This is a genomic window from Sphingomonas sandaracina (genome assembly GCF_036663695.1).
In the GTDB taxonomy this organism is placed as follows: domain Bacteria; phylum Pseudomonadota; class Alphaproteobacteria; order Sphingomonadales; family Sphingomonadaceae; genus Sphingomonas.
Window position 1 is genome coordinate 312,361 of sequence record NZ_JAXOJK010000001.1, and the last position, 12,681, is coordinate 325,041.

General features: G+C 64.9%; 16 protein-coding genes. 9 read left to right on the forward strand and 7 right to left on the reverse strand.

Annotated elements, in window-relative coordinates:
• Positions 1-24 precede the first annotated feature (24 nt).
• Both U1707_RS01245 and U1707_RS01250 read right to left on the reverse strand, forming a co-directional pair.
• The gene (locus U1707_RS01245) at positions 25-927 is read right to left on the reverse strand and encodes a DUF481 domain-containing protein (protein WP_332798344.1); all 903 of its coding nucleotides are present in this window, start codon (positions 925-927) and stop codon (positions 25-27) included.
• A gap of 52 nt (positions 928-979) precedes the next feature.
• Positions 980-1,462 (reverse strand): RNA pyrophosphohydrolase, encoded by a 483-nt coding sequence (locus U1707_RS01250; protein WP_332798345.1) that lies wholly within the window; start codon positions 1,460-1,462, stop codon positions 980-982.
• Positions 1,463-1,520: 58 nt separating this feature from the next.
• On the opposite strand from U1707_RS01250, the gene U1707_RS01255 reads away from it, so the two are divergent.
• The 3 genes from U1707_RS01255 to U1707_RS01265 all read left to right on the forward strand — a co-directional run bounded on the left by U1707_RS01255 (position 1,521) and on the right by U1707_RS01265 (position 5,276).
• The gene (locus U1707_RS01255; RefSeq protein ID WP_332798346.1) at positions 1,521-2,423 is read left to right on the forward strand and encodes a histone deacetylase family protein; all 903 of its coding nucleotides are present in this window, start codon (positions 1,521-1,523) and stop codon (positions 2,421-2,423) included.
• A 33-nt stretch (positions 2,424-2,456) separates the two neighbouring features.
• Entirely contained in the window at positions 2,457-3,818 is a 1,362-nt protein-coding gene (locus U1707_RS01260; RefSeq protein ID WP_332798347.1) for a cryptochrome/photolyase family protein, read from the forward strand.
• A gap of 213 nt (positions 3,819-4,031) precedes the next feature.
• Positions 4,032-5,276 (forward strand): class I SAM-dependent methyltransferase, encoded by a 1,245-nt coding sequence (locus U1707_RS01265; RefSeq protein WP_332798348.1) that lies wholly within the window; start codon positions 4,032-4,034, stop codon positions 5,274-5,276.
• Positions 5,277-5,404: 128 nt separating this feature from the next.
• On the opposite strand, the gene U1707_RS01270 is transcribed toward U1707_RS01265, so the two are convergent.
• Positions 5,405-6,115 carry an SDR family NAD(P)-dependent oxidoreductase gene (locus tag U1707_RS01270; protein WP_332798349.1) on the reverse strand — a complete coding sequence of 237 codons (711 nt, stop codon included), beginning with the start codon at positions 6,113-6,115 and terminating at the stop codon, positions 5,405-5,407.
• 17 nt (positions 6,116-6,132) lie between these two features.
• Positions 6,133-7,590 (reverse strand): amidophosphoribosyltransferase, encoded by a 1,458-nt coding sequence (gene purF / locus U1707_RS01275; protein WP_332798350.1) that lies wholly within the window; start codon positions 7,588-7,590, stop codon positions 6,133-6,135.
• A 131-nt stretch (positions 7,591-7,721) separates the two neighbouring features.
• On the opposite strand from purF, the gene hisI reads away from it, so the two are divergent.
• The 4 genes from hisI to U1707_RS01295 are packed head-to-tail and all read left to right on the forward strand — an operon-like array spanning position 7,722 to position 10,857.
• Positions 7,722-8,084 (forward strand): phosphoribosyl-AMP cyclohydrolase, encoded by a 363-nt coding sequence (gene hisI, locus U1707_RS01280; protein ID WP_332798351.1) that lies wholly within the window; start codon positions 7,722-7,724, stop codon positions 8,082-8,084.
• Entirely contained in the window at positions 8,081-8,566 is a 486-nt protein-coding gene (locus tag U1707_RS01285) for a hypothetical protein (RefSeq protein WP_332798352.1), read from the forward strand. Before hisI ends, U1707_RS01285 begins: the two co-directional genes overlap by 4 nt.
• Positions 8,567-8,598: 32 nt before the next feature.
• Positions 8,599-9,051: a MerR family transcriptional regulator gene (locus U1707_RS01290; RefSeq protein WP_332798353.1), complete on the forward strand. Its 453-nt coding sequence runs from the start codon at positions 8,599-8,601 to the stop codon at positions 9,049-9,051.
• A gap of 3 nt (positions 9,052-9,054) precedes the next feature.
• Positions 9,055-10,857: an acyl-CoA dehydrogenase C-terminal domain-containing protein gene (locus U1707_RS01295; RefSeq protein WP_332798354.1), complete on the forward strand. Its 1,803-nt coding sequence runs from the start codon at positions 9,055-9,057 to the stop codon at positions 10,855-10,857.
• Between the two features lie 151 nt (positions 10,858-11,008).
• Here U1707_RS01295 and U1707_RS01300 read toward each other — a convergent pair whose 3' ends face one another.
• Positions 11,009-11,278, reverse strand: a complete 270-nt coding sequence (locus tag U1707_RS01300; protein WP_056049042.1) for a DUF1488 family protein — start codon at positions 11,276-11,278, stop codon at positions 11,009-11,011.
• Between the two features lie 180 nt (positions 11,279-11,458).
• On the opposite strand from U1707_RS01300, the gene U1707_RS01305 reads away from it, so the two are divergent.
• Positions 11,459-11,650 carry a hypothetical protein gene (locus U1707_RS01305; RefSeq protein WP_332798355.1) on the forward strand — a complete coding sequence of 64 codons (192 nt, stop codon included), beginning with the start codon at positions 11,459-11,461 and terminating at the stop codon, positions 11,648-11,650.
• Between the two features lie 72 nt (positions 11,651-11,722).
• Here the strand turns inward: U1707_RS01305 and U1707_RS01310 are convergent, their stop codons facing one another.
• Entirely contained in the window at positions 11,723-12,058 is a 336-nt protein-coding gene (locus U1707_RS01310; protein ID WP_332798356.1) for a hypothetical protein, read from the reverse strand.
• 37 nt (positions 12,059-12,095) lie between these two features.
• On the opposite strand from U1707_RS01310, the gene U1707_RS01315 reads away from it, so the two are divergent.
• Positions 12,096-12,293, forward strand: coding sequence for a hypothetical protein (locus U1707_RS01315; protein WP_332798357.1), 198 nt, complete (start codon positions 12,096-12,098; stop codon positions 12,291-12,293).
• 19 nt (positions 12,294-12,312) lie between these two features.
• On the opposite strand, the gene U1707_RS01320 is transcribed toward U1707_RS01315, so the two are convergent.
• Positions 12,313-12,657, reverse strand: a complete 345-nt coding sequence (locus U1707_RS01320) for a hypothetical protein (protein ID WP_332798358.1) — start codon at positions 12,655-12,657, stop codon at positions 12,313-12,315.
• Between the last annotated feature and the right edge of the window lie 24 nt (positions 12,658-12,681).

A 12,681-nucleotide genomic window follows, 5' to 3' on the forward strand; every position in this document is an offset into this window, starting at 1 on the left:
GGCCGGACGCATGAGGGAACAGGATCAGAAGCTGTACACCAGCGATGCACGGCTGGTGGTGTCGGTCGATACCGAACCAATCGGCGGCTCGCTCTCATATTGGACGTTGTACGACAGCGCGGCAGAGAGCGGCCCGATCAGCTTGGCGGTCACTGCCGTCGTTCCGCTCAGCGTGCTGTTATACCGCTGGACATAGGCGGACGCGACCTGGCTGATCGACAACCCGCTGAGGATGCGGATGCTGAAATTGGCGGTTCCGCGCGCGGCGACGCTGCTCTGTTCGGTGTTGTCGGTGAATTCGGTGTACCGATAGGCCGGTCCGAGTTCGAGATCGAGCTTGGTCGCGGCGGTCTTGAACACGCTGTAACCGGCACCGACCGAGGTCGAATAGCGGTTGAAATAGCCGAGGAACCGGTCGCCCTCATACTGGGCCACGCCGTAGATATAGGCGCGTTCGTCGATCTTGTAGTTGGGTTCGTACGAGGCGAGGTAGTGCTCGCGCGTCGTGATGTTCAGGTTCGACTGGTAATCCGCCTGCGCGTGCAGTTTCTGGCGCCAGCGCAGGCCTTCCCGGTTGAGATCGACAACGGCGGTACCCCCCGACGTGTCCGAGTTGCCGGTCGTCAGATATCCGCCGACCTCCGCCTTGCCGCTCCACAAATCGAGAAAGCTCGCCTGGCGGATCACCTGCGTGCGTTGTTCGACGCGGTCGGCCTTCCACTTCTCCGCGACCGCGAGCACCGCATCGCCGCTGAGCGGATCGGCGGCGCGCGCGTATTTCGCGATCGTGTTGACGTCGGCCTCGTTGCCCGCCTCGAGCGCGGCATCCAGCATCGCGCGGATCGTCTCGGGAATCATCACCGAGGTCGGATCAGGCGCGTTGGCGAGCAACAGCGGGGCGAGGATGATACAGGATAAGCGGCGCACGGCGGATTCCGTAACGACAGCGCAACGCTATGGGAACTCCGCTAAGGGTACGTTATGCGCCGAGATGAGGCGCGAAGGCGGCGAGTACCTCTTCATACAGTGCCTTCTTGAACGGAACGATCAGCCGCGGCAGGTCGGCGGGGTCGCTCCAGCGCCATGCACGAAACTCCTCGTGCTCGGTTGCGATGTCGATGTCCGCGTCGGTGCCGAGGAAGCGATACAGGAACCAGCGCTGCGTCTGGCCGCGCCATTTGCCCTTCCACACCTTGCCCAGCAGCTCGGGCGGCAGGTCGTAGACGAACGTGCCGGGGGCCTCCGCAATCAATTCGACCTTGTCCGGCATGACGCCCGTTTCCTCGCCGAGTTCGCGTAGTGCTGCGGCTTCGGCGTCCTCGCCCGGATCGATCCCGCCCTGCGGCATCTGCCACGCCTCCGAAGGCGAGTCGTTGCGCTGGCCGACGAAGACCTTGCCCTCGGCATTGACCAGCATGATCCCGGCGCAGGGGCGGTAGGGCAGGGTCGAAACGTCGATCAAGATAGTCTCCGGAATGCAGGTGCTTGGGGCTCGGGTGGCGGGCTCCTACCTACGGAGCATGATCCACGTCGTCCACCATCCCGACTATGTTACCCCCGCACCCGCGCGATCGACCTATCGCTGGAACAAGAACGGGCTGATCCGTGACCTGTTGCTCGAAAAGGGCGATATGGTCGCGTGGCATCGGGCCGACACGACGCCGACCACATGGCTGGAGGCGGTGCATGACGAGGATTACGTCGCGGAGGTCCTGGAAGCGCGTGTGCCGAAGGAGAAGGAGCGGCGGATCGGGTTCCCGGTGACGGCGGCGGTGGCATCGCGCGCGGCGATCGTGCCGCACGGCACATGGCTCGCAGCATGCCTCGCGCTGGAACACGGGTTTGCCGCGAATACGGCGGGCGGCAGCCACCATGCGCTGGCGAACACCGGCGCGGGATTTTGCGTATTCAACGATTTGGCGGTGGCGGCGGCGCGCTTGGTCGACGAAGGCAGGGTAGCACGCGTGCTCGTCGTCGATTGCGACGTGCACCAGGGGGACGGGACCGCCGCGCTGCTCGCCGGACGGCCGGAAATCGCGACCTACTCGATCCATGCGGAGAAGAATTTTCCCGTGCGAAAGGCGCGGTCGACGCTCGATGTACCGTTGCCAGATGGCGTGAACGACGAGGCGTATCTCGCAATCCTGGAGCAGACCCTCGTACCGTTGCTCGACGAGTTTCTGCCGGATCTGATCCTCTATCAGGCGGGGGTCGATCCGTTCGACGGCGATCGTCTCGGGCGGTTGGCGCTGACGCTGGACGGTTTGGCGCGGCGAGAGCGACTGATCGCTGGCCTGGCGATCGCGCGAGGCGTGCCGCTCGCGAGCACCGTCGGGGGCGGTTACGGGGAGGACGCGCTGGCGATCGCCGAGCGGCACGTGGCGGCAATCATCACGCTGGGCGAAACTTTCGCGACGGCATGATGCTGGATTGCGCTTTGCTGCGTTAGGCGCAGGATGACGACACCCACTCTTGTCTGGCTGCGCCAGGACCTTCGCCTCCACGATCAACCCGCGCTGATCGCCGCCGCGCAGGCCGGACCGGTTATCCCGGTCTATGTCCTCGACGACGACGCCCCAGGCAAATGGAAGATGGGCGGGGCACAGCGATGGTGGCTGCACAACAGTCTCGACGCGTTCGGCAAGTCGTTGGCCGACAAGGGATCGAAGCTGGTGCTGCGACGCGGCGATGCGGTCGAAACGCTGACGGCGTTGATGAAGGAGACCGGTGCCGAGCAGATCCATGCCATCTGGCATTACGAGCCGTGGTGGCGCAAGGCCGAGGCGGCACTGGGCGATCGGCTCTACCTGCACGATGGCAACCATCTCGCGCGCGTCGAGGATGTGAAGACGGGTTCAGGTGGGCAGTTCAAGGTGTACTCCTCGTTCTGGAAGGCGCTGAACCAGATGATGCCGCCGGGCGAGCCCGAGCCTGCACCGCGGACGATCCCGGCGCCGAAGTCTTGGCCTATCAGCGACACGCTGCCGGATTGGGATCTGCTGCCGACCAAGCCGGATTGGTCGGCCGGGTTCGCCGACTGGACACCGGGCGAGGCGCAGGCGCTGAAGAACGCCAAGGCGATGGCGCCGATCGTCGAAGCGTATGATGTCGACCGCAATATGCCGTCTACCGAGGGCACGTCGCGCCTCTCCCCGCATCTTCATTTCGGCGAGATTTCTCCGCGGACCGTATGGCACGCGGTCGACGGGCACGGCGACGCGACGACGTTCCGCAAGGAACTCGCCTGGCGGGATTTCACCGACGGCGTCGTTCTGACGATGCCGAATTACGGCGACACGAACGGCCGCCCCAAGTTCGACAAGCTGCCCTGGCGCTCGGGCGAGGATGCCGACGCGGACCTGAAGGCATGGCAGGAAGGCAAGACCGGCTATCCGATCGTCGATGCCGGCATGCGCCAGCTTTGGGCGACCGGCTGGATGCACAACCGCGTGCGGATGATCACGGCGAGCTTCCTGGTAAAGCATCTGCTGATCGACTGGCGCGAGGGCGAGCGCTGGTTCTGGGATTGTCTGGTCGATGCGGATTACGGGAATAATTCGGTGAACTGGCAGTGGGTGTCCGGGACCGGCGTGGATTCGAACATGTTCGGGCGGATCATGGCGCCGCTGACGCAGTCGGAGAAGTTCGATGCGGGGGACTATATACGCGAATGGGTACTGGAACTGGCGAAGGTGTCCGGCGCGGCCATCCACGATCCTGACGAGTCCGGGTGCCGGCCCCGTGATTATCCGGCGAAGATCGTCGGGCACCGGGAAGGGCGGGAGCGGGCGCTCGAGGCGGGCCGACACGCACGATAAAGCCACGTCCGCTCCCCTCCCTGAAAGGGAGGGGCTGGGGGTGGGTTGGCCGGTTCAAGCTAATGACGGTCGACCAAGCTGAACCCGACCCACCCCCATCCCCTCCCTTTCAGGGAGGGGGAGCGTCGTGGCCTTGGCGGGTGATCGCGTTCCAGCCGTTTCCGCGCCGTCAGCTCTTTCCTAGCCGCGGCCCCTGTTGCATGGAGCGCCGCGATGACTGCCGTTCCCGCTTTTGACGATGTGCCCGCCGCGCAGGTTTCCACGGTCGCGCGCGTTGTTGCGCCGGTGTTCCACCGCCTGCTCGACAGGATCGACGCGGGGCTCGCAAGCGGCGGAATCGATGCACGACTACCCGACGGCACGCGGAGGCTGATCGGCGGACGCGCGCCGGGTCCGTTGCCGGTAGTCGTCGTGCACCGGTGGCGAGCACTGGTCCGGCTGGCGACGGCGGGTTCGGTCGGCTGGTACGAGGGCTGGGCGGCCGGGGACTGGTCGAGCCCCGACCCGGTGCCGCTGTTCGACCTGTTCATGCGCAACCGACGCTCGCTCGGGGGCGCGGCGCGATCGGGTGGCGTGGTGCGGCTGACAGCGCGGGTGTGGCACCGGATGCGGCGCAACGACCCGACCGGCTCGCGCAAGAACATCGCGGCGCATTACGACCTGGGGAACGATTTCTACGAGACGTGGCTCGATCCCAGCCTGACCTATTCGAGCGCGATCTTCGCCGAGCCGTTCGACGACGCCGAACCGCACGAAGCGGCGCAGACGACCAAGCTACGCGCGATCCTCGACCGCACCGGGGCTCGGCCCGGCGATACGATCCTGGAAATCGGTTGCGGCTGGGGTTCGTTCGCGGAACTGGCCGCGCGCGCGGGGGTCGGCGTGGATGCGCTGACCTTGTCGACCGAGCAGAAGCGACAGGTCGACGAGCGGATCGCGACCGCGGGGCTCGACGGCGTGCGCGTGGCGCTGACCGATTACCGCGACGTCACCGGGACCTATGATGCGGTCGCGAGCATCGAGATGGTCGAGGCGGTCGGCGAGGAATATTGGCCCGTGTATCTCGATGCGATCGCACGCGCCCTGAGGCCAGGTGGGCGCGCGGCATTGCAGTATATCTCGATCGACGATGCAATCTTCGACTCCTATTCGCGGAGTGTCGACTTCATCCAGCGCTATGTGTTTCCCGGCGGGATGCTGCTCTCGGAGCCACGGTTTCGCGCACTGGCGGAAGCGCGCGGGCTTGCGTGGGAGGACCGCCGCGGGTTCGGCCTCCATTACGCCGAGACCTTGCGGCGGTGGCGGGTGGCATTCGACGCGGCGGTCGCGGAGGGGCGGTTGCCCGCACGGTTCGACGCTCGGTTCGTGGCGCTGTGGCGCTACTATCTGATGTATTGCGAAGGCGGGTTTCTCGGCGGCGGGATCGATGTCGCGCAGGTTACGCTGGTGAAGCGCTGACGTTCGACCACCCAGTCCGTCACCCCGGGCTTGTTCCGGGGTCGACCGTTCCGCGGATTATACGCCGTCGAGTTCGCAGCACCGTGGATGCCGGAACAAGCCCGGCATGACGGGGGCGGGGCGGCGGCTTACGCCACCCGCTCGAAATGGCCGGTTTCGAAGCCTTCGATCGCCAGCGAGACGATGCGGTCGGCCACTACCATCGGCTCCTTGACCGAATTCGGATCTTCGCCCGGATAGGCCCGCGCGCGCATTTTCGTACGCGTCGCGCCGGGATCGACGATCGCGGTGCGGATCGCGCTGATCTCGGCCATCTCGTCGCCATACGCGCCGAGCAACGTTTCGAACGCTGCCTTCGAGGCACCATACAGCCCCCAATAGGCGCGCGGCTTCCGACCCACGCTGGAGGTCACACCGATCACGCGGGCCGACTTGGCCTTCTTCAACATCGGATCGAACGCCGCAATCAAAGCCGCTTGCGCGCTGACGTTGAGCGTCAGCACCTGCGCCATTTCCTTCGGATCGATCGCCGGGACCGACGACAGCGAGCCAAGCATGCCGGCATTCAGCACCAGAATGTCGAGCGCATCCCAACGGTCACCGATCGCGGTCGCCAGCCGCGCAATCGCTTCGCTCTCGGCTAGATCAAGCGGTGCGATCGTCGCCGAGCCACCGGCCGCGTGGATCGCCGCCTCGACCTCTTCGAGCCCCCCCGGCGTCCGCGCAGTCAGGACGACGTGCGCGCCCTTCGCCGCCAGTGCGATCGCGGTCGCAGCGCCGATACCGCGGCTGGCACCGGTGACCAGGGCCAGCCGGCCTTCGAGAGGCTTGTCCGTCATCATAAGCTCCGCGAGTATCAGATGACGCGTTCGGCGAGCATCGCGAACTGATCGACTTCCGAGCCTTCGTCATGGTCGGTCAGCGTGGTCGGGTAATCGCCGGTGAAGCACGCATCGCAATATTTCGGGCGCACATCCGCGCGCTTCGCCTCGCCGAGCGCCTTGTAGAGGCCGTCGATCGAGATGAAGTTCAGGCTGTCGGCATGGATGAAGCCGGTCATGCCGCCAAGATCGAGCTTGGCCGCGAGCAGCTTCGCGCGCTCGGGCGTATCGACACCGTAGAAGCACGAATGCCGCGTCGGCGGGCTGGCGATCCGCATGTGAACTTCGGCGGCACCCGCCTCGCGCATCATCTGGACGATCTTGAGCGACGTTGTGCCGCGAACGATCGAATCGTCGACCAGGATGACCCGCTTGCCCTTGATGAGTGCGCGGTTGGCGTTGTGCTTCAGCTTCACGCCGAGATGGCGGACCTTGTCGCCCGGCGAAATGAACGTGCGGCCGACATAATGCGAACGGATGATGCCGAGCTCGAACGGGATGCCCGATTGCTGGGCATAGCCGATCGCCGCCGGGGTGCCCGAATCGGGGACCGGGATGACGAGATCGGCATCGACCGGCGATTCGATCGCCAGCTGCGCGCCGATCGACTTGCGCACCGAATAGATCGAGTGGTCGTCGACGATCGAATCGGGACGCGAGAAATACACCCATTCAAAGATGCACGGCCGCGCCGCCATCGGCGCGAACGGGCGGATCGAGCGGATCTCGGAACCCTGGACGATGACCAGTTCACCCGGCTCGACCGCGCGGACGAACGTGGCACCGACGACGTCGAGCGCGACCGTCTCCGAAGCGAAGATCACCGCGTCGTCGAGCTTGCCCATCACTAGCGGTCGGATGCCGAGCGGATCGCGGCAAGCGATCATGCCCTCAGGCGTCATCACGATCAGTGAGTACGCGCCTTCGATCTGCTTCAACGCATCGATGAAGCGGTCGAGCAACGTCCGGTAATTGGACGTCGCGACGAGGTGGATGATCGTCTCGGTATCGCTGGTCGACTGGAAGATCGACCCGCGGCGGACGAGTTCGCGTCGCAGCCGCATCGCGTTGGAGATGTTGCCGTTATGCGCGATCGCAAAGCCGCCGGTGGACAGCTCGGCATAGAGCGGCTGGACGTTGCGCAGCGCAGTCTCGCCGGTCGTCGAATAGCGCACATGACCGCAGGCGACGGTACCGGGCAGGGCGCGGATCACGTCGTCGCGGTCGAAATTGCCCGCGACGTGACCCATCGCGCGGTGGGTGTGGAAATTGGCGCCGTCGAAGGTCGTGATGCCGGCGGCTTCCTGCCCGCGGTGCTGCAGCGCGTGCAACCCCAGGGCTACGAGCGCGGCTGCGCCATCGGTGGCGGATACGCCGAACACCCCGCATTCTTCGCGGAGTTTGTCGTCGTCGAAAGGATTGGTCGTCTGCATGCCGGATCTCACGTCGTGCGGAAGCTGCCCTATACGAGCGGATCGCGGGCTTGTCGCCTGTTTGTAATAACATTGCGCGGATCGTTTTGAGGGGCGGTCGCATCGGGGCAGGTTTCGGGTATATCCACGCCATGACAAACAGCCGCGACACGGGCCTGACGCTCGACCCGAAATTCGACTCCGCCGGGCTCTTGACCGCCGTCGTGACCGACCGCGTGTCGGGCGACGTGCTGATGGTGGCGCATATGAACGCGGAGGCCTTGGCCGTGACCCAGGCGACCGGGGAGGCGCATTTCTGGTCGCGGAGCCGGGAAAAGCTCTGGAAAAAGGGCGAGACGTCGGGGAACGTGCTGCGCGTCGCCGAACTGCGGATCGACTGCGATCAGGACGCAATATGGGTGATCGCCGATGCGGCGGGGCCGGCATGCCATACCGGCGCGCGGACATGCTTCTTCCGACGGATCGAAGACGATCGGCTGGTACCGGCCGAATGAGGCGGGTGCTGCTGCTCGCGGTCGCGCTGGCCGGGTGTGGACGGGAGCCGGCGAAGGCGGTGGCGGACAGCGCGGGGGCCCGGCTCGAAGCGGCGGCACGGATTGCGGGGATCGTGCCGGACCCGAACGCGCCGCTGCAGGGATCCTGGGCACGCGATACCGACCGGGTGTGCGTCGTGGGTACCGAGAAGACGAGCCGCATCGGGGTCAGCATCGATTACGGCGAGGATCAGGGCTGCGCCGCATCCGGGACGGTCGAACGTTCGGGCGGCGCGCTCAAGCTTGCGTTCGGGGCGTGCACGTTCGCCGCGCAGTTCGACGGAGATCGGATCGTCTTTCCGGCCGAGATGCCCGAGGCCTGCGAATCGCTGTGTACCGGCCGCGCTTCGCTAGCCGCACTTACGGTCGATCGGATCAGCGAATCCCGATCGGAGGCCTCGACGTTGCGATCGACGAGCGGGAAGTTGCTTTGCGGCAATTGACGTTGACGTAAACGAGAGTTATTTATTCCAAAATGGCGACACAAGCACCTCCCCGATCGCAGACGTCCCCGCAATCCTATGCGGCCATCGAACCACGCCATGATCGAGAGAGCTTCACGATCTCCGACCTGTCGGCCGAGTTCGACGTCACCGCGCGGGCGCTCCGCTTCTACGAGGACGAGGGCCTGATTGCGCCCGAGCGTCGTGGCACGCAGCGTATCTATTCGCACCGCGACCGCGCGCGTCTCGCCTGGATCCTGCGTGGCAAGCGCGTCGGGTTCAGCCTCGGCGAAATCCGCGAGATGATCGATCTCTACGATCTCGGCGACGGTCGGCGTGCGCAGCGCCAGGTCGTGATCGAGCGCAGCCAGGCGCGGATCGCGCTGCTGACCGCGCAGAAACGCGACATCGATCTCGCCATCGACGAACTCACCAGTTTCGTGGCCCTCCTCGAAGTGAGCCGCGCCCAGGACAACCAAGGATAAACCATGCCCCAGTATACGCCCCCCGTCCGCGACACGCGTTTCGTCCTCGAGCATGTCGTCGGCCTCGATCGCTACAATAACCTTCCTGGCTTCGATGCGGCCTCGCCCGACGTCGTCGACGCGGTGCTCGAAGAAGGCGGCAAGTTCGTCGCCGAAGTGCTGTTCCCGCTCAACCTGTCGGGCGACCAGCAGGGTTGCACCCGGCATGAGGACGGCTCGGTGACGACGCCGGACGGCTTCAAGGAAGCGTATAAGCAGTATGTCGAGAGCGGCTGGGCGACGCTCGGCAACCAGCCGGAATATGGTGGGCAGGGGATGCCGCACGTCGTGTCGACCGCGTTCCAGGAATACATGATCTCGTCGAACATGGCGTTCGCGATGTATCCAGGGCTCACGCACGGTGCGATCGCCGCGCTGATCGCCAAGGGCTCTGACGCGCAGAAGGCGATGTACGTGCCAAAGATGGTGTCGGGCGAATGGGGCGGGACGATGAACCTGACCGAACCGCAATGCGGCACCGATCTCGGCCTGATCCGCACCAAGGCCGAACCGCAGGCGGACGGATCGTACGCGATCACCGGCACGAAGATCTTCATCTCGAGCGGCGAGCATGACCTGACCGAGAACATCATCCACCTCGTGCTGGCCAAGACGCCGGGCGCCCCGGACAGCTCGAAGGGCATCTCGCTGTTCGTCGTGCCGAAGTTCCTCGTCGAGGAAGACGGCTCGTTGGGTGCGCGCAACGGCGTCACCTGCGGCTCGATCGAGCACAAGATGGGCATCCACGCGAACTCGACCTGCGTGATGAACTATGATTCGGCGACCGGCTGGCTCGTCGGCGAGGAAATGAAGGGCCTCGCCGCGATGTTCATCATGATGAACGCCGCCCGCCTGGGCGTCGGCCTCCAGGGGCTCGGCGTGGCCGAAGTCGCCTACCAGAATGCCGTCCAGTACGCGCAGGACCGTCGCCAGGGTCGCGCGCTGACCGGGCCGAAGGAGCCGCAGGAGAAGGCGGACACGCTGTTCGTCCATCCCGACATCCGCCGTATGCTGATGGAGGGCAAGTCGCTGACCGAGGGCCTGCGCGCGCTGATCCTGTGGACGGCACTTCAGGCCGATCTCGAGCATCACGCCGAGACCGAGGAAGAGCGCCAGTTGGCCGGCGACATCATCTCGCTGCTGACCCCGGTCATCAAGGGATACGGCACCGACATGGGCTATGCGGTCGCGACCAACGCGCAGCAGGTTTACGGCGGTCACGGCTACATCGCCGAATGGGGCATGGAGCAGTATGTCCGCGATGCCCGGATCGCGATGATCTACGAGGGCACCAACGGCGTCCAGGCGATGGATCTGGTCGGGCGCAAGCTCGCACAGAATGGCGGGCGCGGGATCCAGGCGTTCTTTAAGCTGGTCGCGGACGATGTCGCCGCGGCGAAGGGCGATCCGGCGACGGCCGCATTCGCCGAGGCACTGGAGAAGGCCAACGGTCAGCTTCAGGCGGCGACGATGTGGTTCATGGCGAACGGCATGAAGAACCCCGAGAACGTCGGCGCGGGCGCGGTCAGCTACATGCACCTGATGGGCATCGTCGCGGTCGGCGCGATGTGGCTGCGGATGGCGGTCGCGGCGACCAAGCTGAAGGCGGCGGGCGAGGGCGAGGCTGCGTTTCTCGACGCCAAGCTGGTGACGGCGCGCTTCTATGCCGAGCGGATCCTGCCGGATGCGGGCGCGCTGCGCCGGAAGATCGAGGGTGGGGCCGAGTCGCTGATGGCACTACCGCCCGAGATGTTCATGGCGGCCTGATCGCCATAATCGCCCTGGGCTCGCGGATGCGGCCCAGGGCTGACACGAAAACGGCCTGCCACCCTTAGCGGTGAGCAGGCCGTTTTCGTATCGGTCGCAGCGCAGACAGCGCTACGATCACCCGGTAAGCCGCCATGCCGCGGCTGTCGGATTATTCCAAGTCGTTCTCGTCGACGACGACGGTGGTTGCCGACGGCTTGCGCTCGATAGCGGCAAGGCAGGCGTCGATGATGTCGTCGTTGAAGCGGTTGAACAGCTCGATGCCGTCGTCCTCGGGCTCGTCGCCGCTGAGTTCCTTGAGAACCGCGTATTTCACCGCGAACTCATATTCGTCGCCGTCGAACTCGCCGGTAAATTCGATCTGCTTTTCGACATCGTTGTCGACGACGCTTGACTGGTCGATTTCGAGACTGTTTGCCATGCTGGAACTCCTAGAATTTGGCCGTCTAGTGCCCGCCCATGCGTAGGAGCGCAAGCATATGATTTGATCGGGCGGCCGCCATACTGCGGCCGGTGATTGCCTGCCGGCACCGCGCCACCCGCAGGACGATGCATCCGAAACGAGCCCGGCACCGTACCTCGTGGAAAATGGGAGATCGCCATGCCGCATGCATCATGGACCGTCGACGCCGATCGCGAGCTTGCCCGCCAATATATGTCCGGGCGCGACGTCGAGGATATCGCGACGGGGTTCGGCAGGACGGTGAGCGCAGTCCGGACCCGCGTCGGTACCCTCGGATTGCAGAGGCGCAAGACGGCAGCGTTATGCAACCGGCCGGCAAGCGCTTGGTGAGATCGGGCCATCGCGCACCATCCGCTACTCGAGCGAAAAGCTTCTGATATCTTAGCCTGTTGTTCTGGCGTGTTACCGCAAGCCCATGAGTTTCATCGCACGAACCACGGTGTGGTAGGACACAGGTCCGCCACGCGCGGCCGTTAAATGGTGTTCCGTGCACAGCGCCACCAGCGCGCCGATCTCAGGGATACCATCCGCATCACCGGTTCGCCTGCGATGGTCACGGACGGCCTCTTCGATACACCGGATAACTGGCTCGGCGCGGTTGTAGGCCTGGGCACGCCGGGGGCCGTGGCGAAGCTCGATATCGTCTATTCCGTCCATCATCGCCGACGATGGGTAGCACAGTAATCCGGTTGGCTTCACTACTCGCGTTTCCCCTTTGCGGATCACGATGATCGCCAACTTCCCAATTCTCCACGGATCGTGCTAACGGCGGGCCATGCTGAAAATACGGTCCAAGCGACGCGCAGATCACACCGCTCGTGCCGCAGAGCGTCTCGCACTTATCGAGGCATCGATCACGGCACTTGAAAACGAAGACCTGCTGGATCTTGCCGATATCTTCAAAGGGCAGGCCCAGACGCCGTTGGCCGAAATGGCATCGGCCGAAATGGAAAAACGCGCGATCAGTCTTTGAGACTGCCGGGTTACTAGGGTCAGGCTTCTGCAAGACCGGGCTTGGCGGGGTCGATGTCGACGCTGGTATCGCTGGGTTCATAGCGGACCGTCCATTGCGGATACCCGCCCGGGGCCATGACGATGTCTGGCAAACCTATCGGGTCACGCCCGGTCTCTACCCAGCCCGCGCCATGACACCTGTCGCAAGCCATGCGCTTGCAGCGAAAGCTGACCAGGTCGATCTGCGTGTTCCACTGACCGCGCCCCTGACACACCGGGCATAGCGCATCCAGGCTGCCTTTGCGGGGCTGAAGCGGCACGATATCGAATGCGTGTGGGCTGTCGGGACCGTCGCAGTAGACGATATTGCTGGCGTGAGACATGCGTTTTCCTTGTCCGCGCCACAT

What these genes read in the sequence shown, in the direction of transcription:
- U1707_RS01255 (WP_332798346.1), top strand. Translation starts at nt 1,521, where the DNA reads ATGATCCACGTCGTCCACCATCCCGACTATGTTACCCCCGCACCCGCG.
- U1707_RS01260 (WP_332798347.1), top strand. Translation starts at nt 2,457, where the DNA reads ATGACGACACCCACTCTTGTCTGGCTGCGCCAGGACCTTCGCCTCCAC.
- U1707_RS01265 (WP_332798348.1), top strand. Translation starts at nt 4,032, where the DNA reads ATGACTGCCGTTCCCGCTTTTGACGATGTGCCCGCCGCGCAGGTTTCC.
- U1707_RS01270 (WP_332798349.1), bottom strand. Translation starts at nt 6,115, where the DNA reads ATGACGGACAAGCCTCTCGAAGGCCGGCTGGCCCTGGTCACCGGTGCC.
- purF (WP_332798350.1), bottom strand. Translation starts at nt 7,590, where the DNA reads ATGCAGACGACCAATCCTTTCGACGACGACAAACTCCGCGAAGAATGC.
- hisI (WP_332798351.1), top strand. Translation starts at nt 7,722, where the DNA reads ATGACAAACAGCCGCGACACGGGCCTGACGCTCGACCCGAAATTCGAC.
- U1707_RS01285 (WP_332798352.1), top strand. Translation starts at nt 8,081, where the DNA reads ATGAGGCGGGTGCTGCTGCTCGCGGTCGCGCTGGCCGGGTGTGGACGG.
- U1707_RS01290 (WP_332798353.1), top strand. Translation starts at nt 8,599, where the DNA reads ATGGCGACACAAGCACCTCCCCGATCGCAGACGTCCCCGCAATCCTAT.
- U1707_RS01295 (WP_332798354.1), top strand. Translation starts at nt 9,055, where the DNA reads ATGCCCCAGTATACGCCCCCCGTCCGCGACACGCGTTTCGTCCTCGAG.
- U1707_RS01300 (WP_056049042.1), bottom strand. Translation starts at nt 11,278, where the DNA reads ATGGCAAACAGTCTCGAAATCGACCAGTCAAGCGTCGTCGACAACGAT.
- U1707_RS01305 (WP_332798355.1), top strand. Translation starts at nt 11,459, where the DNA reads ATGCCGCATGCATCATGGACCGTCGACGCCGATCGCGAGCTTGCCCGC.
- U1707_RS01315 (WP_332798357.1), top strand. Translation starts at nt 12,096, where the DNA reads ATGCTGAAAATACGGTCCAAGCGACGCGCAGATCACACCGCTCGTGCC.
- U1707_RS01320 (WP_332798358.1), bottom strand. Translation starts at nt 12,657, where the DNA reads ATGTCTCACGCCAGCAATATCGTCTACTGCGACGGTCCCGACAGCCCA.